Here is a 21827-nt window from a genome sequence, read left to right as displayed (position 1 = left end):
GACCTCCACCTCGCACTGCTCCAACTCGCCTGCAGCATCATCTGCTTGAGACGACTCCGAACCTCATTTTGAAACGATCAGTAAGGGCTGTCCCGTCCTCTCGTTTTCGGCTTCGGTTCCGGTCCAGGTGGCCGGCGCAACACCTACTGACCAGCTGGACCCGAACCGACCCGAACCTGCCCCCTTGCCGACAACCCACCCCATGGCAGACCTGCGACACCACCTACAAAGCCTTACTCCTGCTGCTCCAACGCGTCGGCGAAGGCGCGAAGGGCATCTGCCAGCTCCTGCTTGGTTGGCAGCTCATCCACCTTCTTCTCCAGACCGTCAATGCGCTTCGCTATGTCCTCCAGGCTCGGCGGAGCCGTGGGAGGCGACGTGGGTTCGGTCGGGGACCCCGACGGTTCGCCGCCCCCGACCGAACCCGCCGAACTCGTGCCGACGGAGCTGCCGTCGGTGGAGCCCTCGTCGGTGCCACCCGAACCACTGACGGAGCCCCCATCGGTGGAACCCCCGTCGGTGCCACCCGAACCACTGACGGAGCTGCCGTCCCCGCCGCCCGTGTCCCCGCCGCCCGTGACACCGGCGGTCTCCGCACCCGGTGTCTCCTCCGATACCGAAGTCGAACCGTGGCGTCCCCCATCTTCATCAGCCACGGCAATCGCCCCGCCGACACCCAGCACCAGCACCGCCGCCGCCGCGCCGACGAGTGCCAGCCTCGTCCGCCGCGCCTGAACCTTCCCCGTATGCGTCATGCGACGGACACTAGTCAGGGATGGCCAGGGAGGGATTCGTTCCGGCAAATCAACGGGCCAGGATCCTGGCGGGGTCGCGCAACCAAAGGACGCGGAAGATACCCGTTTCCGGGGAAGGGTCTGACCACGTCGGTTGTCAGAGCAGTGCGCTTCACTGTCTGCCATGCAGCTCACGCAGACGACCGTCAACGATTTGCTGGCTCGGCTCAGCTCGGCAGACGGCTACATGTACCTGTCCTGCGATGTGGACCCGCACGCTCTGACCGACCTTCTCGCCAGCAGGTTCGGAGCCCCGCGCACCCTCGTCCTTGACGGCTTCACCGACCCGACGGTCGCTGATTCCAGCGGTACGTCGCTCCTCGCCCCCTTCAAGGACCGGGCGGTGACGATACGGGCGTGGGCGTACGGCAATCAGTGGGTCGGAACGGGCACGGCGCGAGACGACGAGGGCATCGTGCGGCCGGTGCTGGCGGTCGCTCAGAGACAGGTGCCAGAACATGTGGCGGTCGCCACGGACGAGCACGAGGACATCGACTGGGTGGACCGGCTCATACGGATCACCGGCTGGACGCAGCCCGCCCAGCGCCCGGACACGCACTGGGCGGAAGTGGAGTCGCGCCTGGGCACCGCGCTCCCGGCCGACTACAAGCGCATGGTCGAAACGTTCGGCGAGGGCGCCTTTGACGCATGGCTGAGTCTCAACCAGGAGCCGTGGACGGAGCTCAGAGAGGACGGCCTGCTCATCTGGGCGGGCACGGAGCACGAGGACTTGTACTGCTGGCGGGTTGACGGCGACGACCCCAACCGCTGGCCCGTCGTTGTACGGACCTTCGACAACAAGATTGATCTCTCCTTCGACTACCCGGCCTCGCAGTTTGTGTGTCGCATCCTCGTCGACCCGCACCACCCGTTCACCATGACCCGCTATTTCGACACGCACTGGTTCATGAACTACTGGGAGAGCGACTGAAAGGGAGATCCATCCCCTCATTGCATGCAGAAATGCCCGTTTGACGGCAGTTCAGGTCCGTGCCGGCTCGGAGCGCGGAACCTTCGGCCGCCGCGTGCACCGCCGCCGCCTCGCCGCGACTACGAATCCCGCCGCCATCGCCCCGAAGCCATGATCAGCACAGCGATGATCGACCTCATGAGCCGAGGACTCACCCGCGCATCAGCTCACAACTGGCGTGACAGCTCGACATACTCCTGCCAGGACAGAGGCTCCGAGCAGAAGCCCCTTTTCAGGACCTGCCCGGCGGATCCTGATTCGGCGCGCCGGCGCCCCAGTCCCACAGTGCCTGCAGCACCGGGCCCAACTGCCGGCCGTGCGGCGTGAGTCGGTATATGACGGTGGGCGGCCACCCTGCCGTGCGGTGTTTCTGCACCACGCCCACCGAGACGAGGTGGGTAAGCCGGTCGCTGAGTACCTTGTCGGAGAGCGTGGGGAAGCAGGCGGCCAGGTCGCTGTAGTGGAGAGGCTCTTGGCGCAGAAGCTCGCGCACCACGAGTGTGGTCCAGCGTCCGTGGAGCGCTGCGAGGGTGATCTCCACGGGGCAGGTCGGTGTGGGCGCGGTGACGTGCGTGTGCCGGTCGCCGGGCAGGCCGGGGGACGGAGCAGCCGCCGAGACATGGCTTACCGTTCGGTGAGTCACGAGCGCGTCTCCTACCGTTGCCGTGTTCCGGGCGCCCACCCGACACGTATGCAATCAGGAGACGCCACCATGACATATCCCGGCGCTGAGTCCGCTCGCCCGCTTCCGACCCGCGCGCAGGACCTGCCCGCCGTCTTCGCCGAGCGTTTCAACGACGGTGACGCTCAGGCAGTTCAGGAGCTGTACGCGCCAGAGGCTGCCTTCGTGCCCGAGTCCGGGAACGCCGTGTACGGTACGGGCGACATCGCCCGCCTGAACGCCCCGTTTCTCAGCCTCGGCCTGCCGATCTGCGTACGCCCACGCCGCGTTCATGTCGCGGATGACATCGCTCTGTTGATCGTGGACTGGGAGATCGAAGGCAAGGTGTCGGGCACCGCTACGGATGTGGCCCGACGCGGACTCGACGGCTGCTGGCGTTATGTGATCGACAGTCCCTTCGGCGGGATCTGATGGGGCGGGGGATGATCAGCAGCGCCAGAGTCTGACCGCGGCGACGATGACGGTCCCGTGGAAGACACAGGCGCCTTTGGCGAACCTGTGGCGTGGCCACGGCCCGGAAGTCCTTCATCGTGTTTGATGGGTCGCTCACTTTCGTTGCGCCGCCTGTCGACCGTGTCCTCGAAACCGGTGGGCCGGCCGCCGTTGCTGCCGCACCTTCTGCGGTGCGCACTCCGGCCCTTCGGTTCGGGGATGGTGTGCTCTATCTGGCGACCGCCCACGTATGGATATCCGCAGCGCGTCGAGGGCGCCTTGTGCCGCCAGAGTGGGCCGACCGCGTGCCTGAGCGCCCACCGCGCCCACCCGGGCGACTCGGAGCCGTTCCACGACGCGGATGAAGTAGGGGGTGTCACGCCCTGGCCGGCCCGTAGACAAGTCCAACGAGATGGCCCCTGACATGCGGCACAGAAGGAGCCCGACCAGCGTTCCCGGACCCGCCGTACACCACCTCGATGATGCCGCCGCCATGCGTTCAGGTGCCGCATGGCGTGGCCATCCGGTCCTCTCAGGCCGAGTTGATCTAGATTATTGATACATGGGACAAAATGGCGGAATTGCTCGCCGATCGGTACTCAAGGCCATCCCCTTCGCCGGTCTCGCGGCGGCGACCGGCGGAATCCTCAGCGGACGGCCCACGGCGTCGCAGCCCGCACCTCTTCCGCGGCAGCCCCTGGTGGTCACGCCTCTCGGATCGAATTCGGCCTCGCGGGTTCTCGACCATGTCCTCGACGTCCGCTTCACCGACGTCGCCGTTCCTGGCTACGGCTCGGTGACCACGCGCACCTACAACGGGACGATCCCGGGGCCGACCCTGCGTCTGCGCGGAGGGGACACTCTGCGGCTGACCCAGATCAACGGTCTGCCGCCCAATCCGCCCCACCAGGGCGGCCACAACACGCCGCCCACCCCAACAGCTTCAATCTGCACACCCACGGGATGCATGTCTCCCCGTCCGGGTACGCCGACAACGTCCTGCGCGCGTTCGCACCGCGCACCGCCGACGAGGCCGCGGCCGGCGCCGCAGAACCGCGGTACGTCACGACCATCCACGTCCCGGACGACCACCCGGCCGGCACCTACTGGTACCACCCGCATCTGCATGGCTCCATCGCCGAGCAGATCGTCGGGGGCATGGCGGGTGTGATCGTCGTCGAAGGCGATGTCGACGAGGTCCCGGAGATCAAGGCGGCTGCCGACGTCGTCGTCTGTATGAACGAACTCAAAGTCAGGGACGGCAAGGTCCCCGCATTCACTGCGGGCAATTGGGTGGCGGGCGTCCCGTCCGTTTTCACCGTCAACGGGACGGTCAATCCCACGATCACCCTGCGCCCCGGGGCGGTCCAGCGGTGACGGCTGGTGGCCGCGACCGCGTTCACCGCACTGCGTCTCACCGTCACCGGACACGACGGCCGAATGACGGTGCACCAGATCGCGCAGGACGGCGTCACCTTCGCTGAACCGGTCAGGCGGGAGACGGTGGAGCTGGTCATGGGCAACCGCGCCGACGTCCTGATCCGGGGCGCTCGGCCCGGGAGGTACGAACTCCGGGCAGAGGCGGTACCCGGACCGCTGATGACGATCGAGGTGACGGGCCCGCCCCTCGAACCGGCCATGGGGCTGCCCGTCCCCCTGCCGGCAGGCAGGCCGTTCATCGACGAGAGTGACATCATCAACCCCGAGGCTGACCGGGAGGTCGTCTTCCACGCCGATCCCGGCGTCTTCCCAGGGGCCTTCCCCAACGCCTTCCGCATCCTGGGCAGTAACGCGACCCCGGCGGCCGACCCGAACGGTGATCTCACCCGCGACCCGGCCCACGGGCTGTTCAGCCCCGATTACACCAACCACACCCTGCGCCTGGGCACCACCGAACGATGGACCGTCCGCACCGACGAGACCGTGCACGCGTTCAACCACCCCTTTCACCTCCACACCAACCAGGTCCTCCTCACCCACCGCAACGGCGAACGGCTGGAATCACCCGTCTGGCACGACACCATCGGCCTGGCCGGAGGTCCCCCCGGCCAGGCCGTCACCTTCCTCGTCACGTACGAACACTTCACCGGTCGCACCATCGCGCACTGCCACCAGCTCCACCACGAAGACCTCGGCATGATGCAGACCGTCGACTACGTCCCGGACTTCGGCCAGGGAACCCAAGGACGGCTGAGAGTCGGCCACACCATCGTGTGACCTGGGTGTACCGAAAATAGCGAGGGAGCAGTTCCAGGTGTGGACTGCCCGACGGATCCGGCCCGGGTGAACCGGGCCGACTGCCGCGACGGCACGGTTCATCCGTCACGGCAATGCTGGAGGATTTCGCATGACGACCGAGTTGCAGGAAAGGTTCTACCGTCGGATCGACGCTGTGCTGCGGTCCGAGGACGACGGACACATCGCCTGGTTCTTCAGGGACCGGCAGTATGTGCGCTACGACCTCAAGGCCGACCAGGGGGTGGCCGGGCCGAAGGGAGATCGCCGGGAACTGGCCGGGACTACCGCACTCCTTCACCCGCGGAGTCGACGCCGCGCTGAACCGCCGGGACAGGCCGACCGTCGGCTACCTGTTCGAGGACGACCAGTACGTGCGCTACGACCTGGCCGCGACCGAACCGACCTGACCCGGCTACCCCAAGCCCATCCGCGGCAACTGGCCTTTCTACGGCTGAGACCCACAGCGCGGGCGGCACCAGCGGCCCTGCGCCGCTGGTGCCGCCCGCGCCAGGCACTGCCGGCTGAGCACGCCGGCGTCTGATGCTCGCGCTCCGAACGCCGCCTCCCGTTCACCGGCAATCAGGGAGACCGGGGGTGCGGCGGTCGACACGACGCGCCGACCGCCGCACCCGACGCCCTGCGGGATCGTCGCCCTCGCAGTGCGTGCTACCGCGCCGAAACTGCGAGGCCGTGGAGGCCGGCGTCTGTAACACCGAACGTAGTCCCTGCCCATCGGGGCAGACGGCGCCTTATCAGGCGAGGAAGGACGTGAACTCGGCCAGCGTGATCCTCCGGTCGCCGTCGGAATCGGCGCCGCGCACGAGGTCGGCGAGCTTGATGTCCTGGACGGTGCCGGAGTGTGCCTGGCCGTAGTCCCTCAGTTCCCGCAGTCGGATCTCTCCGTCTCCGTCCGTGTCGATCGTGTCGAAAAGCTCCTTGGCCTCGGCCTCGGTCAGCTTGCCCATAGTGTCTTCCTGCCTGTCTGTCGTTCGCATGTCGGGTACGGCGGTGCCGCCGCAAGGGCACCGGTGTCGTGCAAACCGGGTCGGGAGCCGGGTGGGTTCAGCGCAGTTCTGTACACCGGCTGACGACGTCGCCCCACGGTTGTCGAACCAGATACTCGTCCCGCGGGAGTTGACGCACGGGCGCCCCGCCTCCGGTTCCTGGGTGAGGTTCAGCGACCGGGGTCCGGCCGCTCGTTGTCGAGTCAGTCGGGCAGTCCGACGCGAACGGATTCAAACCGCGTGAAGTCCCCGTCCCCGGGCAGCACAAGGCGATCCGGACGGCCCTGGCAGTCCGTGCCCGGGTAGAGAAGAACCGGGACGCCGGTGTCGTTGGCGACGAAGTGCCTCGGCGCAGGAGGCCCGCCGACGTTCAGACAGCCGTCGGCCGGATCCTGGTACGTGGTGGCGTCGATGGTGAGTGTTCCCTCCGCAGCCTGCGCCGAGGCAGGAACCGCGACGGACAGGAGGATTGCGGCGGCGGCCGCACCCAGCACCGTGGTAACACGTCGAAAGTTCATAACTTGATCCAATCCAACATCACCGCGGCAGCACGGTCTCCCCCGCTCAAAGATCACTCTGCCGAGGGAGAGGTGACCCCCGTTTCGCTCACATCGGCACAGCAGCCCGACCTGCTGAGACCCCTCGTCGCGGTTCGTCGCCCCACACATGGCATTCCTTCAGTTGTGCACCCTGCCGGTGAAGTCGCGCCGATCGGTGGCGGCGGGATCGCGCCGCGCCAGACCGGCCGCATGACACAGGCACCAAGGGTGTACGGCGCCGAGCATGAGGCCCCGGCACCAGGGCCGCGGCCCGGCCACGACTACCGCGAGCTGACCGGCGGACCCCTGCACGGGCAGCCGATCGAGGAGAGCGGCTGGCCACACGAGCACATCACCAGCGGGCGCGCACGTGATCACCTCTGACAACGCCTGCGGACCGGGCCGGCATGCCTCGTAGAGACCGACGTTCAGCCGCCCCGCCCCCCGTTCGGGAAGGCGCTGCGACCTGATCACGCAGCCGTCAACGGTCCAGTTGACCCGTCGCGTCCGCGACGCCCGCCTCGATCCCGGCGGTATGGCGACGAACCCAGCGGAAAGACCCGGAAGAAGCGGCTTCCGGGTGACGGCGGCCTCGGGGGCCGGAACACGATGCCCGGGCTCCGGGCCGGTCGGCGAGTTGGGACGGCCGGGGTAGGGGTCCGGGCAGGGCGGCTGCCCGGACCCCTGGAGAGGAGAGTGAAGAGACGTCTGCCGTGGGGCGGCAGTCAGCCCTTCACTGTCCTCGGTTTCGTGTCCTGGGTTCAGCGGTGGTGGTGTCCACGGCCTCGGCCCCAGGATTCGGTGTCGACGGTGCGACCCCGATCGTCGCGCAGGGTGGCGGTGTCGGAGTAGTTGTCCCAGACGTAGTGGTGCCGGTCCTGGTAGAGGTCGGTGCGGGTGTCGCGACCGATGCCGGTGTGTACGCGGACGGTGGCGTGGCCGGCGAGGCGGACGTCGTCGAAGCGGTAGCGGTTGCCGTCACTGCTGCGCAGGGTCCAGCCGTCCAGGTTCACCGCGCGGCGGCTCTGGTTGGTGATTTCGATCCACTCACGGTTCAGGGACCGGTTGGAGCCGTTGTCACGTCCGGGGCTGTCGGCCTGGACGTCGCTGATCACGACCCGGGCCTGGGAGTGGTGGCGGTCATGGTCCTGCGCGGACGCCGGCAGCGCGACGGCCGAAACGAGAGCACCGGCCGTAAGCACGGTCGCGGCGATACGGCGGGTAGCCGAAGAAGCAGACAAGGTGATGTCTCCTCAAGAACAGTGCCCTGCCAGCCGGCAGCAGCCGGTAGCGGGCGGAACCGTCTCGACCCGTCCCGGGCCGAGAACCAGAACACTGCGCCGAACAACCGGCCCGCGACAGGCATACCCGACCCGGTTACCAATTAGGGACATTTCCGCAACTCTCATCTGCAACCGGCACGCATATGCGGCAGACGTGGCCCTGACATTCACTGACCGCTACACCCACCCGTTCAACCATCAACAGCAAGCCCTTCCATACCCCGGCGTACATCCCGGGGCGCCAACCGGCGCACCACCCGCACGGCCCACCCCATCTTCGTAACGACCACTCCGCACGTTTCTTCGCACGCATGGCTCGCTGTCGTCCGAGCGTGCGAGACGGTTCACCGAAGCGCCGGCCGTACCCTCCCGTCCCGCACACACCCGATCCCGCGAACGTCTGCCTCCACGGGGGCTTACAGATCCCGCACACCCCCAGGGCCACCCGGCCGACAGACGGTGCGCGTTGCCCCCTCCCCCGGGCACCCTCGAAGCTGTCGGATCAGCTCGACCGTGCGCTGCTGAAGCTCCGGACCCGCAGCAGGGCCGGCGACCGCAGCGCGACAAACCAGGCCACCGGGGGGCGAGCCCTTCGGGCTCAGCTGCCCGGTGCGAACGCCGTACCGCGGGGGAACTCACCGCGCCCTGCCGGCCGAGTTCGTCTCACGCGAAGACCCGGTCAGGGAGGCGGCCCAGGATCTCCTCGATCCGGTCCTGCTATGCCTCCGGTCGGGGTCGGAGGACGCAGTTCAATCCGGTCCCCACCGGCTGGTATCGCCGGGCACCCGCCAGGCGGTCGAAGAGTGGGGCCTCTCGGTCGGAGCCTCGGTCACCGGGCGGTTGCAGCCGACGAGCGTGCACACCGATCACTCATGACGCCATCGGCATGGCACAGCAGAGCGGTCGACAGGTCGAGGCGGTCGGTGAGCCGGGACAGGTCCCGGCCGGTGAAGTGCTCGATGCGCCGGACCCGGTAGTGGACGGTGTTGACGTGAAGGTGCAGGGCTTCCGCCGTGCGCGCCCATGATCCGTCGCAGGCCAGGAATGTCCTCAGGGTCTCCAGGAGCGGGGCGGCGGACGCGCTCCCGATGTCGAGCAGGGGCCCGAGGACGGTGCGGCTGTATACGGTGCGGACCTCGGCCGGAACGCCGCTCAGCAGGGTACCGAGGCTGGTGAGGGCCGAGGCGTCGGTCAGGAGCGAGGTGTCCGGAGCGGTGCTGCGGGCCGAGGCCAGAGCGTAGCGGGACTCGGCCAGGGCTCCGGCCAGGCCGTCGGGACCGGCAGCCGGTGATCCGATGCCGCCGTGCAACGGCACCAGCGGGTCGCCGGCGGCAACGCGCGACCAGATCTCGGCGAGTCGCACGGCCACGGCCGCCTCCGGCACCACCGCGAAGGCGGTACCGTCCGGGAGGCGCCCGACGGCAGCGGGCCCGGGCCCGGAGCAGGCGAGCGCCTCGTCGAGTGCCGCCGCCGCCCGCCCCGGCCGACGCTCACCCGTGGCGGCGGTGATGACGCGATAGGGGCCGTGGGCCGGCAGCCCAGCGGCCCGCAGCCTGTCCTCGACACCGGTCGCGTCGCCGTCGGCTCCGGCAAGAAGCGCGCCGAGGTCCTCAGCTGCCTGGTGTTCAGCGGCCCGGTGCCGGGCCTGTCTCTTCTGGCAGTGGCTCAGGACCGCGGCCACCTCGTGCAACAAGCGGGGCGGAGCGGCGTCGGGCAGATACAGATGCCAGCGTTCGTACGGGGAGGCGGTGTCGGAGTCGACGGGGACCGTGACGCCGGTGCCATCGGCCAGGAGTCTCACGGCCTCGTGGGCGGCGAGTGCGTCCGCGCCCTTCGTGGCCGAGACAGTGCGGCCGGCCGGGGTGAGGACGTAGGCGACGGCCGCGTCCGCCAGGTGGGCGAAGGCTGTGGTGAGGATCGCGTCCGGACCGGCGTTCTGGGCAACGAGGCGGCTCAGCCGGTCGCGGATGTGCTCCGGCAGTGCGTGCCGACGGCTCAGCTCACCCCACTGCTGCAGGTAGACCCGTTCGGTGACGGCCCGGAACATCACATGCGCGGGTACGGCGGCCACGGGTATGCCATGCCGCGCGCACGCCTGGATCACGTCGTCGGGGACCGAGCCGCGTGTCTCTTCCCCTGCCAGCAGCACTGCGGCGCCCGCCTGCTTGAGCGCGGAGACGAATCGCTCCGCCCGCCCCTGGCCCTTCACCGGTGTCCACCACACCAGTCCGGTGAGCACCACCTCGCCGGGCCGCACGAAGCGGGCGGGTTGCTCCAGGTCGGTGACGGTCACGCCGCTGATCTCGTTGCGCAGGAGGGCGTCATCGGCCCAGAGCGGGCGCAGTCCGAGGGACTCGTCGTTGAGGAGGTGTTCGACGTGCATGTGTGCTCTGGCTCTCTGTGCGGTTGCCGGGCACGGGGGCGCGTGCCCGGCATCTCGCATTCACCAGGTGGATACGAGTTATCGCATCGTAAGTGCAAGGCTAATCGGGCGCTATGCCTCTTGGATGATCGTCCATGAAACGGGCTGGGAAAGCGTGTGTTTCCGTGTGGTGAACCAGTCGTTTTCGCCCGGCCGGCTTGCTTGACTGACGCTCATGGACCTGAACACGGTGGCTGAGATCCGGGACGCCCGGCAACCTGCGCCCTGGCGGCCGGGCGACGCCTGGCTCGGCGGCGGCACCTATCTGTTCTCCGAACCGCAGCCGCACCTGCGCCGCCTGATCGACCTGAGCCGGACGGACTGGACACCGGTGGAACTCCGCCCGGACGGCTCCCTGGAGATCGCCGCCACCTGCACCATCGCCCGGCTCTCCCGCTTCGCGAAGGATCTCGACGCCGACGCGGCGCCGCTCGTCGAGCAGTGCTGCCGGGCCTTCCTGGCCTCCTTCAAGATCTGGAACATGGCCACCGTCGGCGGGAACCTCTGCAACGCACTCCCGGCGGGCCCGATGATCTCTCTGACGGCCTCACTGGACGGGGAATGCCTGTTGCTCGCCCAGGACGGTGTGCGGCGCCAGGTACGCGTCGCCGACTTCGTGACCGGCGCAGGGCTCAAAGACCTCGCCGAGGGCGAGTTGCTGCGGTCCGTCACCGTGCCGGCCCGCGCGCTGGACTGCCGTACGGCGTTCCGGCAGGCATCCCTGTACGGGCTGGGGCGCTCCGGAGTGCTGGTCATCGGCACGCTGGACCCTGTCGACGGTTCGCTGGCGGTCACCATCACCGCGGCCACCGTGCGGCCGATGCGGCTCTGGTTCCCGTTGCCCCCGACAGCCAAGTCACTACGGGCGGCGATCGGGTCCGCCGTCGCCGCTGACGAGTGGTTCGACGACCTCCACGGGCTACCGGAGTGGCGGCGTCACATGGCATACCGGTACGCGGAGGAGATCCGCCAGGAACTCGCGGAGGTGCCGGCATGAGGATCGAAGTCAACGGCCGCTGCCACGAGGAGGACCCGCAACCGGGCCAGTGCCTCCGCACCTACCTGCGCGAACGCGGCTGGTTCGGCGTGAAGAAGGGCTGCGACGCCGGAGACTGCGGCGCATGCACCGTCCACGTCGACGGCGAGCCCGTGCACAGCTGCCTCTACCCTGCCTTCCGCGCCGACGGCCGCACGGTCACCACCGTCGAGGGCCTGGCCGCACCAGATGGCGAACTCCACCCCGTACAGCGGAAGTTCCTGGACGCTCAGGGCTTCCAGTGCGGCTTCTGCACCGCCGGCTTCCTCATGACGACGGCGGCGCTCGACGAGGAGCAGCTCGCCGACCTCCCCCGGGCGTTCAAGGGAAACCTGTGTCGCTGCACCGGCTACCGGGCCATCGAGGACGCGGTGCGCGGCGTCTGCCACGTCGAGGCTCCGGAGGCCGGTGAGAGCGTCGGGCGCAACCTGCCCGCCCCCGCCGGCCCCCAGGTCGTCACCGGTACGGCCCGTTACACCTTCGACCTCGACGTCCCGGGCCTGTTGCACATGAAACTGCTGCGCTCCCTACACGCCCACGCCCGCATCACAGCCATCGACACCACCGCCGCCCTGCGCGTCCCCGGCGTCCACGCCGTGTTCACCCACTACGACGCCCCCGAACGGCACTTCTCCACCGCCCGCCACGAACACCCCACGGAGGACCCCGACGACACCCGCGTGCTCGACGACACCGTCCGCTACATCGGCCAGCGCGTCGCCGCCGTCGTCGCCGAGAGCGAAGCCGCCGCGGAGGACGCCTGTCGCCGCATCGAGGTGACGTACGACGTCCTGCCCGCCGTCCTCGATCCGGAGGATGCGATGCAGCCGGGCGCACCCGTCGTCCACGACAAGGACGCGACGACCGCCCGGATCTCCCGCCCGCTCGCCAATGTCGTCGGCGAGGCCCACGGCGAGATCGGCGACGTCGAGGCGGGCTTCGCCGACGCCGACGCCGTGTACGAGGAGACCTTCCACACCCAGCGCGTCCAGCACGCCAGTCTGGAGACGCACGGCGCGGTGGCCTGGCTCGACGAGGACGGGCGACTGGTCGTACGGTCCAGCACGCAGACCCCGTTCCTCACCCGCCGGGCCCTGTGCGCCCTTTACGACCTGCCCGAAGACAAGGTCAGGGTCGAGGCGGGCCGGGTCGGCGGAGGCTTCGGCGGCAAGCAGGAGATGCTCGTCGAGGACATCGTCGCACTGGCCACTCTGCGCCTCCGCCGGCCGGTGAAACTGGAGTACACCCGTGCCGAGCAGTTCTACGGTGCCACCACCCGCCACCCCTTCACCATCCGCGTGAAGCTCGGCGCTCGCCGCGACGGCACCCTCACCGCGCTGCAACTGCGTGTCGTCTCCAACACGGGCGCCTACGGCAATCACGGCCCGGCGGTGATGTTCCACAGTGTCGGCGAGTCGACGGCCGTGTACCGCGCCCCGCACAAGAAGGTCGACGCGTTCTCCGTCTACACGCACACCGTCCCGGCCGGCGCCTTCCGCGGCTACGGGCTCGGTCAGGTGATGTTCGCCGTAGAGTCCGCCCTCGACGAGCTCGCCCGCCGACTCGGTCTGAATCCACTGGAGTTCAAGGAACGGAACATCATCGGACCGGGCGAGCCCATGCTCTCCCCGGGCGGCGAGGAGGAGGACCTGCACATCGCAAGTTACGGCCTCGACCAGTGTCTGGGCATCGTCCGCCGCGCCCGGTCGGAACAGGTCACCGAGCCCGTACCCCACGGCTGGCTGGTGGGCGAGGGGGCCGCGCTGGCGATGATCGCGACCGGACCGCCCGGCGGCCACTTCGCCGACGCCCGCGCGGTCCTGCTGCCGGACGGCGCCTTCGATCTCGCCGTGGGCACCGCCGAGTTCGGCAACGGCACGACAACCGTGCACCGGCAGATCGCGGCGGGCGAACTGTCGACCACCGTCGAGCGGATCACCGTCCGCCAGTCCGACACGGACGTCGTGCGCCACGACACGGGGGCCTTCGCCTCGACCGGCGTGGTGGTCGCGGGCAAGGCAACCCTGCGCGCCACCCGCGCCCTGGCCGACCTGCTCCTCGACTTCGCCGCCGCCCACCTGCATGTCCCACGCGCCGACTGCCGGCTGGCGGAAGAGGCGGTGCTCCACCCGGGCGGACGCCTCCTTCTGAAGGAGTTGTACGCGGCCGGCCGGGCGGTCGGGGTCGAGTTCGCCGCCGACGGCCACTTCGGCGGCACCCCACGCTCGGTCGCCTTCAACGCCCAGTGGTTCCGGGTCGCCGTCGACCCCGGCACCGGCGAAGTCCGTATCCTGCGCAGCGTGCACGCGGCTGACGCGGGCAAGGTCATGAACCCCATGCAGTGCCGGGGGCAGGTCGAGGGCGGGGTCGCCCAGGCACTCGGCGCCACCCTCTTCGAGAGTGTGCGCGTCGATGCCCGCGGCGCAGTGGAAACCGCCGCCTTCCGCCGCTACCGGCTCCCCCAGTACGCCGACGTCCCCCGCACCGAGGTCCACTTCATGGAGACCGCGGACGCCATCGGGCCGCTGGGCGCCAAGTCCATGAGCGAGAGCCCGTTCAACCCGGTCGCCCCCGCCTTCGCCAACGCCCTGCGGGACGCCACCGGCATCCGCTTCACCCGACTCCCCCTGACCCGCGACCGCATCTGGCTCGCTCTCCACCAGTCCGGTCGGCCGGATCACCCCAGGGCGAGCGGCTCCTCATAGCCGCTTCAGTGCTCTCAGAAGCCGAGTTGGTTCGCTGCGGCTTCCACGGTCTGCGCGAGCAGGACGGCGATGGTCATGGGTCCGACGCCGCCGGGCACGGGAGTGATCAGACGGGCGCGGGTGCGGGCGGTCTCGAACCCCACGTCTCCGACGTTGCCCGGGTTGTATCCGGCGTCGATCACCACCGCTCCGGGCTTGATGTCCTCGCCCCGGATCAGCCGGGGCCTCCCCACGGCCGCTACCACGACGTCCGCTTCCCGGACGATCTCCGGCAGGTCCGCTGTGCGTGAGTGGCAGTACGTCACCGTTGCATCCCTTGCGAGAAGGAGCATCCCTGCCGGCTTGCCGAGAATCGCACTGCGGCCCACCACGACCGCGTGCTTGCCGACGAGATCGACGTCGTATGCCTCCAACAGCCGCATGATCCCGCCGGGAGTGCAGGACACGAAGCCCGGCAGCGCGAAGCTCATCGCGGCGAAGGAATGCATCGTGACCCCGTCGACATCCTTCTCCGGGGCAATGGCCTCGAATGCCGCTCGCTCGTCGATGTGCGGGCCGCAAGGATGCTGAAGCAGGATCCCGTGGACTTCCGGATCACCGGACAGGCCGGCGAGGGTATCGATCAGTTCGGCGGTCGTGGTGGTGGCCGGCAGTCCGATATGCCGGGACTGGATCCCAGCCTTCGCGCACCGCGCGCGCTTCATGCGGACATACGTGGCCGACGCGGGATCCTCCCCCACCAGCACCGTCGCCAGACAGGGACCGGAACCCGTGCGCCGCGAGATCTCCATCGCCTTGGCCGCAGCCCCTTCGACGATGGATTTGGCGAGACCGGTGCCGTCCATGAGCTGGGCTGTCTGAGTCGCGGGCATCATTGCTCTCCAGGCGTTGCTGACCACTCGCCCAGGCGCACGGCAATGACATCTCGTCAGACCGCTCCCCGGTGGTTCTCCACCTCAGCGCCAGTCACGGCCCACACCGCACTGTAGTGCGTGCACCACTTCACGCACGATGGTCCCGGCCGGCTTCCCGTCCCGCCCCCAGCAACGGGCGGTCATCATGTAGCCGTCAGGCGCGACGCGACCTCCCGCATGCCTGGGGCGTACGGAGTGCCGACCTTTACCTTCCTCCTCACAGGTCTCTACTCAATTCTCGAACTGACACATGGTGTCCATGGCTCCCAGTCCTCCCCCTTTCCGGGCGGGCGTTGGCATACCGGCCGAATCGCTGTGCCTACGCGGAGCCGGATGGGCAGATGTCCTGAGTGCCCACGCCGGTGCGGGAAGTCAGTGACCGTTCTGCGGCGTGAGGGCGCAGACGTGATCCGCAGGCCCCGGGGAGCCCGGAGCCGGGCCGCGGCGCGGCTCGTCGTCGCGCCGTCGGCCCGGTGGCCCGCTCCCCCGCGTCAGTGCCCCGTGGGCCGGGCGGTCAGCAGGTACCGGCCGCCGCGGCGGGTATCGAAGGACACCACGCACTCCTCCGGCCGGTCGACTCCGGCGCCCCCGACGTCCACCGGGTGCGGGGTCCGGACACGCACCGGGTTGCCGAGCAGCGAGCGCACCTCGGCGTGCGTGATCCCGTCCGCCGTCCAGGCGAGGTCGACCTCGAATCCGCCCCTGGCCCGCAGCCCTCGGAAGGAGCCGGAGGGCCAGGACGCGGGAAGCGCCGGCAGCAGGGCGATCTCCTCGGCGTGGCTCTGCAGCAGCATCTCCGTGATGCCGGAGATCCCGCCGAAGTTTCCGTCGATCTGGAACGGCGGGTGCAGGTCGAAGAGATTGGGGGCGGTGCGCGCGGGGGTGAGCAGGTCCGCCAGGTGCTTGTAGGCCCGTGCCGGGTCCAGGAGCCTGGCCCACATGTTGATCTTCCAGGCGAGGGACCATCCCTGACCTGCCGTTCCGCGCAGTTCCAGGCTCTTCACCGCGGCGGCGGCGAGTTCGGGAGTCGTGCGCGGATTGATCTGCGCGCTCGGGAAGACGCCGTAGAGGTGGGACACATGACGGCTGCGGACCAGCGCGGCCTCCTCCCAGTCCTCCAGCCACTCCTGGATCTGGCCGAGGTACCCGACCCTCGTGGGCGCGAGGCGGTCGCGGATCTCACTGACCCGCTCGACGAATCCGGGGTCCCGGCCCAGTTCCCGGGCGGCCTTCCGGTAGGCGTCGAACAGGTCCCGCAGGAGCTGCATGTCGATGGTGGGACCGGCACAGATGCTGACGCTCTCGCCCTCGTCCTGGTGATGGGTGACCTCGGGGGACTGCGAGGGGTTGGTGACGAGCCAGCCGGTCTTCGCGTCCACGACGAGCGTGTTGGCGAAGAACTCGACCGCGCCCTTCATCACCGGGTAGTTGCGGCTCAGCTCGCCCCGGTCGCCCGTGAAGCGGTAGTGGTCCCAGAGCATCAGGCAGAGCCAGGCGCCACCGGTCGGCCACATGCCGTACTGCGCGGCGTCCACGGGCGCGGTCCCCCGCCAGCCGTCCGTGTTGTGGTGCAGCACCCAGCCGGGCGCGTCGTACATGGCTTTGGCGGTACGGGTACCGGACTCGGCCAGTTCGTGGACCATCTGCACGGCCGGGTCCCAGCACTCCGCCAGGTTGGCGGGGCCGGCCGGCCAGTAGTTCATCTCGAAGTTGATGTTGACGGTGTACTTGGACTCCCAGGCCGGGTTGAGGCTGTCGTTCCACAGGCCCTGGAGGTTGGCCGGCTGACCGGGTGTCCGGGAGCAGGAGGCCAGCAGGTAGCGCCCGTACTGGAAGTACAGGGCGGCGAACTGCGGGTCCTTGCCGTCCGAGAAGAGCGGGATGCGCTCGTTGGTGGGCAGAGCGGTGCGCTCCGAGGGGCCCAGATCGATGGCGACCCGGGAGAACAGTCGCCGGTAGTCGCCCACGTGCCGGGAGCGCAGGTGATCGTACGACCGGACGGCCGCCGGGGCGAGGTGGCGGCGGGCCCGGTCCTTGGGGTCGGCTCCGGCGTCCAGGTAGTTGCGGTAACTGGTCGCCATGGAGATCAGCAGGGTCACGCTGTCGGCTCCCTCGACGGTCAGCGCGCCGTCGGCGGTGGACACGCGGCCCCCCTCGGTCCGCGCCCGGGCGAGCGCACGGAAGCGCACGGACCCGGGCAGGCCGTACCAGTCGCCGCTGACCCCGTCGAGTGCGACGGTGTGCGCGTCCACGGTGGCGACGGTCGCCCGCTGCGGAGTGGTGAAGCGCGCGGTGAAACCGATGGCTCCCGGTGTGTCGGCGGTCATCCGTACGACGATGACCTGGTCGGGGCTGCTGGCGAAGACCTCTCGCACATGGCGGACTCCGGCGCGCGTGTAGCCGGTGCGTACGACGGCGGTCTCCAGGTCCAGCTCGCGTTCGTAGTCGGTCACCTCACCCGCGGTGTCGAAGGCGAGTTCGAGGTCGCCGAGCACCTGGTAGGCGACCTGCTCGGAGGGGCTGCCGATGAAGTCGGTGTCGATGAGCCGCTGCGCCTGGTTCCACTTCTCCTCCACCACCAGGCGGCGGATCTCGTCCAGGTGTGTTCCGGCACCGGGACGGACGTAGTCGTGCGGGCCTCCGGCCCACACGCTGTCCTCGTTGAGCTGGAGCCGTTCGGTGTCGGTGCCGCCGAAGACCATGGCGCCGATCCGGCCGTTGCCGACCGGGAGCGCCTCGAGCCATTCCGCCGCCGGGGACCGGTACCACAGGCGCATGGGGTTGGGTCCGTGCACGGAGCCGCCGGCCGCCGGCGCGGCGTCACCGGCCGCACCGGCCGCCTGCGCGCTTCCGGCGCTCAGGGCCATCGACGCCGCGGATGCTCCGGCAACGGCCAGGACGTTGCGCCGGGACAACTCGGACATGGGGTGCCTCCAGATGTGGGGTGCGGTGCGGGCGGGTGACGGGGCGGGGAGCGCGGCCGCCTCCCGCCCCGGGGTGCGGAGGTACGGGCCCGTACGGGCGGGGGCCGTCGCCGGTCCCGGGGGCGGGCCCGTACCTCTGGCGGTGTCCGGTCAGTGACCGGTCACTGGGTGTCGCCCTCGGGCAGCGGGTACGGGAAGTCGGCGGAGACACCGATCTTGTCGTACTCCATCTTCGAGGCGTCGTAGCCGTCTTCCCAGTTGGCGTTCTTCACGTCGTTGCACTGGTAGCTCTGGTAGCTCTGGTCGGTGGTCTTGCCGACCTCGATGTCCTCGAAGCTGAAGCCGCAGCCGCCGGCGTCCATGTGGACACCGCGGGTTCCGCTGTCCGGCATGGAACCGTCCGGAATCACATCGCCGATGACCATCTGGCGGACGTGGTTGTCGATCGTGTGCGGTTCGACGTTGCTGACGCCGTAGGTGTAGAAGGCGCCCATGTCACCGCTGTCCAGGCCCGCCTGGTCGATGCGCAGGTACTCGAAGGTGTTGTCGCGGGCGTAGTCGTCCGCAGGCGCGACCTCGGGCCGCGCTTCGAGGCTGATGCCGTAGCGCGCGCTGTGCTTGATGTGGCTGTGGCTGATCGTGTTGTGACCGGTGTTCATGAGCTCGATGCCGGAGGCGTCGCCGGGCACCAGTTCGCCGTAGTGGGTGATGTAGTTGTTGGTCAGCAGGTGACCGTTGGAGGTGTTGCCCTCGCCGGGGTACGGGCCCTCCACCTTGATGCCGTCGCCGCCGATGTTCTCCAGCAGGCTGTCCCTGACCGTCAGTCCGTCGTTGGCGAAGAGGGCGTACACCGCGTGGAAACCGGTGTCGGAGATGTGCAGCCGGGACAGGGTGATGTCCTTGCTGTTGGTCACGGTGACGGCGCCGAAGCGGTTGCGGGGCATCTCGATCTGCCGGTCGTACTCGGGGTACTTGTGCGGTTCGCCTGAGTCGCCGTCACTGATCCAGCCGTTGCGGTACCAGTCGACGAAGTCGGTGTACTGGAGGGAGAGCCCGTCGAGGGAGATGTTCTGCACGCGCCGGTCCGGGCTGGGCCCGGCCAGGTTGAACAGGGTCTTCACGGTGGGCCGCAGGACGGTCACGTCGTTGATGTCGCCGCGCGGCTTGTAGTACACCTGGCCCTTCTTGAAGTCCATGTAGTACTCGCCCGCCTGGTCCAGGAAGTCCAGCGAGTTCTGCAGGAAGTAGCGGGAGCCGCCGCGGGAGTTCATCAGGGCGTAGCGGGTCCAGTACTTCAGGGTCATCTGGTTCTTCGCCGGGTTCCAGTCCCGGATCGGGACGGTGTCGGTGAACCAGCTCCAGCTGCCGCCCGACCAGACGACGGCCGAGGCCTGGTCGAGATTCCAGCTCGCGTCCCAGTCGCCGGGGCTGGAGTAGAGCCACTGACGGACGGCCTCCTTCTCAGGCTCGGAGAGCACGGAGGTCATGTAGGGGGCCCACTCGTCGTCGGACTTGCGGTTGGGGTAGCGGGCCGTGGTGGCGCGCTTGCCGTCCTCGAAGAGGGTGTAGAAGGGCTTGTCCGTGCCGACGTCCGCACGGTAGATGCCGTCCTTGTACTCCTCCCAGCCGGTGACCGGGGCAGCCCCCATCACGCGGGCCTTGCCCGCGCCGTCGTAGGAGCGGTAGACGACCCGGTGCCCGTCGGCACCCGAGTCCCGGTCGTCGAAGTCGATCGTCGTGGAGACCGGGTAGTCGCCCGCGCGCAGATTGACGTTGATGTCGCAACGCATACGCCCGGGACGGTTGAGGCCCTTGTCGCGGATGTGGTCGCGGGCGCCTTCGATGGTCTTGAAGGGGCTGGCTTCGGTGCCTTTGGCCCGGTCGCTCCCGTCGGGCGCGACGAAGAGAGCGGTGGCCTTGCAGCCGGTCGCCCGCGCCTGCGCATCCGGCACGTTCAGTGTCGCTCCGCTGACCAGCAGGGCGCCGGCCGCCAGCAGCAGGGGAAGTCTTGACCTTTGTCGTACGAGGGTGGTGAGGGGCATGAGGTCTCCTTGCCACGTGCGTTATGTGGCTCTGTCGTTCGGCCGTGGACGTGCGACCGCCGGGCGGGGGCACGGGTCGTGCCGCACCGGGGCGTGCTCCTGCACGCGATGACGACGTCCGAGCACGTCATCGCGGCTTCACGTTCGGTCTGTCATCGCCCGCCGGTCACCGGGGAGCAGGTTCGCTCCGCCCGGGTCGTATGGGCGCAGGAAGGATTCGGCCCGGGCAGGCGCGGGCACAGGGGTGCCGTCGCGCGGGCCGTCATGGCCGGGGGCGGTTGTCCCCGGGTGGTTCCCGGTGTCCCGTGCGGGGCCGGGGACGGTGTTCAGGTGCGGACGGGCGACACGGCGCCGGTTCTTCCGGGCCCCGCGCCTCCGGTCCTCCGTTCACGCAGCGTTTCCTCCTCGGGGTGCTTCGCGGAGCGCGATCTCGTGGGTCACTGGCTGAGCACGATAAGTAAGATGTTCGCGCCCGGTCGCCGTCAATACGCCGGAGCGAACCATAAGTTGATGCGTGCGGGACGTCTTTCCCGTGGCCCTCCGAGTCATAAGTTCACCCAACCGTGGAGTGGCAAAGCCATGACATTTTCCGATCCGCAGGCGTTTCCCCAGCTCAGCGAGGAGGACCGGGCTGCTCTGTCCGACTACTCGCGCCGGCTGCCCGGGGCCGTGCGTCTGCGCAGCAGCATCGTCCTGGCCCTGGCCGAGGGGCTGACCAACGCCGAGGTGGCTCAGCGGTTCCAGGTCAGTCCCGCCACTGTGGCCAAGTGGCGGGACCGCTACGTGCGGCGGGGCATGGCCGGACTGAGGGACGCTCCCCGCTCGGGCCGACCGCGCAGCGTCACGAGGCGGGAGGCGGAGGCGCGTATCGCGGACGTGCTCGCACAGGCCGGCGACGGCACTCCGGTGCCGTCCACCCGCACCCTGTCGGACACCCTCGGCCTGTCGCAGTCCACCGTGGCGCGCATCCGACGCGAGCAGGCCGCCCAACTGCCCGACGGGGCGCAGCCGCCGAGGAGTGGGCGCCGGCGAGGAGGCGGCCGAAGCGCGGCGGGAGCGGCGCCGGAGCCGTCACGCCTCCCGCAGCGGCCACCCTCGGACCAGGTGTACGCGCTGCTGCGGGACTGGATCGTCAGCGGTGAAATCGCGCCGGGGCAGCCCCTCGTGGAGGCGGATATCGCCCGCCGGGTGGGCACGGGCCAGGCGCCGCCGCGCGAGGCGATCAAGCGTCTGGCGCACGAGGGCCTGGTGACCTCCCAGCCGCACCGGGGCACGCGTGTGGCCCGGATCTCCGAGCAACAGGCCCAGGACGTGAGGGACATCCGGGTCATGTTCGAGGAGTACGTGGCCAGGCGCACGGCCGGCCGCCTCGGCGCCGAGCACTCACGGCTGCTGACGGACGATGTGGCACGACTGCGCCTCGCCGTGGACAAGGGCGACATCGCGGCGTTCCGCGGCGCCGACATGTCGTTCCACCGGCATGTGTGCGCGGCCGCCGGCAATGAGGCGTTGATCCGGCTGTGGCGCGTGATCGAGTCCAGTCTCTGGGATCTCCACGTGCTGGGCGACCCCCGCTACGACGGCGGCTGGGGCGCGCTGGCCGAGCACCACGCCGAGCTCCTGGAGGTCCTGCGCCACGGGGATCCCGAGACCGCAGGTCCGATGTTCGCCGCCCACGCCGCAGGCGAGGTGGACGGCTACCTCGCCGACTCGACAGCCCGTCGGCGCGGGGCGGAACGCTGACCCGACGGCGCCGGATCCGGGCTCAGCAGGTGCTCCGACATGGCGTTCTTCCGTCCACGAACCCTGCTGCACAGGTGAGTTCGGTGTTTCCGCAAAGCT

Annotated in this window: 18 protein-coding genes, 2 pseudogenes and 1 riboswitch; of the genes and pseudogenes, 11 read left to right on the top strand and 9 right to left on the bottom strand. The window is 69.4% G+C overall.

The features are described 5' to 3' along the window. Window positions 1-233: 233 nt before the first annotated feature. A complete protein-coding gene (locus ACGFZA_RS39325; protein WP_393685587.1) occupies window positions 234-755 on the bottom strand; it encodes a hypothetical protein in 522 nt (173 codons plus the stop codon). 163 nt (window positions 756-918) lie between these two features. Between ACGFZA_RS39325 and ACGFZA_RS39320 the strand changes: the two genes are divergently transcribed. Next, window positions 919-1725: an SMI1/KNR4 family protein gene (locus ACGFZA_RS39320; protein WP_393685585.1), complete on the top strand. Its 807-nt coding sequence runs from the start codon at window positions 919-921 to the stop codon at window positions 1723-1725. A gap of 271 nt (window positions 1726-1996) precedes the next feature. On the opposite strand, the gene ACGFZA_RS39315 is transcribed toward ACGFZA_RS39320, so the two are convergent. Beyond that, window positions 1997-2407 (bottom strand): winged helix-turn-helix transcriptional regulator, encoded by a 411-nt coding sequence (locus tag ACGFZA_RS39315; protein WP_393685583.1) that lies wholly within the window; start codon window positions 2405-2407, stop codon window positions 1997-1999. Between the two features lie 69 nt (window positions 2408-2476). Here ACGFZA_RS39315 and ACGFZA_RS39310 point away from each other — a divergent pair, with 69 nt between their 5' ends. The 6 genes and pseudogenes from ACGFZA_RS39310 (at window position 2477) to ACGFZA_RS39285 (ending at window position 5523) form a co-directional block, all read left to right on the top strand. Beyond that, window positions 2477-2857, top strand: a complete 381-nt coding sequence (locus ACGFZA_RS39310) for a YybH family protein (RefSeq protein ID WP_393685581.1) — start codon at window positions 2477-2479, stop codon at window positions 2855-2857. A gap of 583 nt (window positions 2858-3440) precedes the next feature. Next, window positions 3441-3758, top strand: a pseudogene (locus ACGFZA_RS39305) (hypothetical protein); the annotation flags it as partial. 68 nt (window positions 3759-3826) lie between these two features. Further along, on the top strand, window positions 3827-4255 hold the full coding sequence (locus ACGFZA_RS39300) for a multicopper oxidase domain-containing protein (protein WP_393685598.1): 429 nt from the start codon (window positions 3827-3829) through the stop codon (window positions 4253-4255). Between the two features lie 6 nt (window positions 4256-4261). Beyond that, window positions 4262-5095: a multicopper oxidase family protein gene (locus ACGFZA_RS39295; protein ID WP_393685579.1), complete on the top strand. Its 834-nt coding sequence runs from the start codon at window positions 4262-4264 to the stop codon at window positions 5093-5095. A 130-nt stretch (window positions 5096-5225) separates the two neighbouring features. Next, a pseudogene (locus ACGFZA_RS39290) lies at window positions 5226-5315 on the top strand (hypothetical protein); the annotation flags it as partial. A gap of 10 nt (window positions 5316-5325) precedes the next feature. Next, the gene (locus tag ACGFZA_RS39285; protein WP_393685602.1) at window positions 5326-5523 is read left to right on the top strand and encodes a hypothetical protein; all 198 of its coding nucleotides are present in this window, start codon (window positions 5326-5328) and stop codon (window positions 5521-5523) included. A gap of 345 nt (window positions 5524-5868) precedes the next feature. On the opposite strand, the gene ACGFZA_RS39280 is transcribed toward ACGFZA_RS39285, so the two are convergent. Beyond that, window positions 5869-6081: an EF-hand domain-containing protein gene (locus ACGFZA_RS39280; RefSeq protein WP_385278248.1), complete on the bottom strand. Its 213-nt coding sequence runs from the start codon at window positions 6079-6081 to the stop codon at window positions 5869-5871. Window positions 6082-6323: 242 nt separating this feature from the next. Next, window positions 6324-6638, bottom strand: coding sequence for a hypothetical protein (locus ACGFZA_RS39275; RefSeq protein ID WP_393685576.1), 315 nt, complete (start codon window positions 6636-6638; stop codon window positions 6324-6326). 231 nt (window positions 6639-6869) lie between these two features. Between ACGFZA_RS39275 and ACGFZA_RS39270 the strand changes: the two genes are divergently transcribed. Further along, window positions 6870-7043, top strand: a complete 174-nt coding sequence (locus tag ACGFZA_RS39270) for a hypothetical protein (protein WP_393685574.1) — start codon at window positions 6870-6872, stop codon at window positions 7041-7043. Window positions 7044-7420: 377 nt separating this feature from the next. Here the strand turns inward: ACGFZA_RS39270 and ACGFZA_RS39265 are convergent, their stop codons facing one another. After that, on the bottom strand, window positions 7421-7906 hold the full coding sequence (locus tag ACGFZA_RS39265) for a lamin tail domain-containing protein (RefSeq protein ID WP_393685596.1): 486 nt from the start codon (window positions 7904-7906) through the stop codon (window positions 7421-7423). Between the two features lie 865 nt (window positions 7907-8771). Further along, window positions 8772-10325, bottom strand: a complete 1554-nt coding sequence (locus ACGFZA_RS39260; RefSeq protein ID WP_393685572.1) for a PucR family transcriptional regulator — start codon at window positions 10323-10325, stop codon at window positions 8772-8774. Between the two features lie 214 nt (window positions 10326-10539). Here ACGFZA_RS39260 and ACGFZA_RS39255 point away from each other — a divergent pair, with 214 nt between their 5' ends. Then, window positions 10540-11361, top strand: coding sequence for an FAD binding domain-containing protein (locus tag ACGFZA_RS39255; RefSeq protein WP_393685570.1), 822 nt, complete (start codon window positions 10540-10542; stop codon window positions 11359-11361). After that, on the top strand, window positions 11358-14105 hold the full coding sequence (locus tag ACGFZA_RS39250) for a molybdopterin-dependent oxidoreductase (RefSeq protein WP_393685568.1): 2748 nt from the start codon (window positions 11358-11360) through the stop codon (window positions 14103-14105). Before ACGFZA_RS39255 ends, ACGFZA_RS39250 begins: the two co-directional genes overlap by 4 nt. Window positions 14106-14119: 14 nt before the next feature. Here the strand turns inward: ACGFZA_RS39250 and ACGFZA_RS39245 are convergent, their stop codons facing one another. The 3 genes from ACGFZA_RS39245 to ACGFZA_RS39235 form a co-directional block, all read right to left on the bottom strand. Next, window positions 14120-14977 carry a bifunctional 5,10-methylenetetrahydrofolate dehydrogenase/5,10-methenyltetrahydrofolate cyclohydrolase gene (locus ACGFZA_RS39245; RefSeq protein WP_393685594.1) on the bottom strand — a complete coding sequence of 286 codons (858 nt, stop codon included), beginning with the start codon at window positions 14975-14977 and terminating at the stop codon, window positions 14120-14122. Between the two features lie 22 nt (window positions 14978-14999). Then, window positions 15000-15085: riboswitch (ZMP/ZTP riboswitch) on the bottom strand. 425 nt (window positions 15086-15510) lie between these two features. After that, window positions 15511-17943, bottom strand: coding sequence for a glycoside hydrolase N-terminal domain-containing protein (locus ACGFZA_RS39240; protein ID WP_385278260.1), 2433 nt, complete (start codon window positions 17941-17943; stop codon window positions 15511-15513). Window positions 17944-18104: 161 nt separating this feature from the next. Further along, on the bottom strand, window positions 18105-19985 hold the full coding sequence (locus ACGFZA_RS39235; protein WP_385278261.1) for a right-handed parallel beta-helix repeat-containing protein: 1881 nt from the start codon (window positions 19983-19985) through the stop codon (window positions 18105-18107). Window positions 19986-20564: 579 nt separating this feature from the next. Between ACGFZA_RS39235 and ACGFZA_RS39230 the strand changes: the two genes are divergently transcribed. Next, a complete protein-coding gene (locus tag ACGFZA_RS39230; protein ID WP_385278263.1) occupies window positions 20565-21728 on the top strand; it encodes a GntR family transcriptional regulator in 1164 nt (387 codons plus the stop codon). Window positions 21729-21827 lie beyond the last annotated feature (99 nt).

It is taken from the genome of Streptomyces sp. NPDC048211 (genome assembly GCF_043202315.1).
GTDB lineage: Bacteria > Actinomycetota > Actinomycetes > Streptomycetales > Streptomycetaceae > Streptomyces.
The sequence above is the reverse complement of the archived record's forward strand: the minus strand, read 5'-3'. Positions and strand labels throughout refer to the sequence as shown.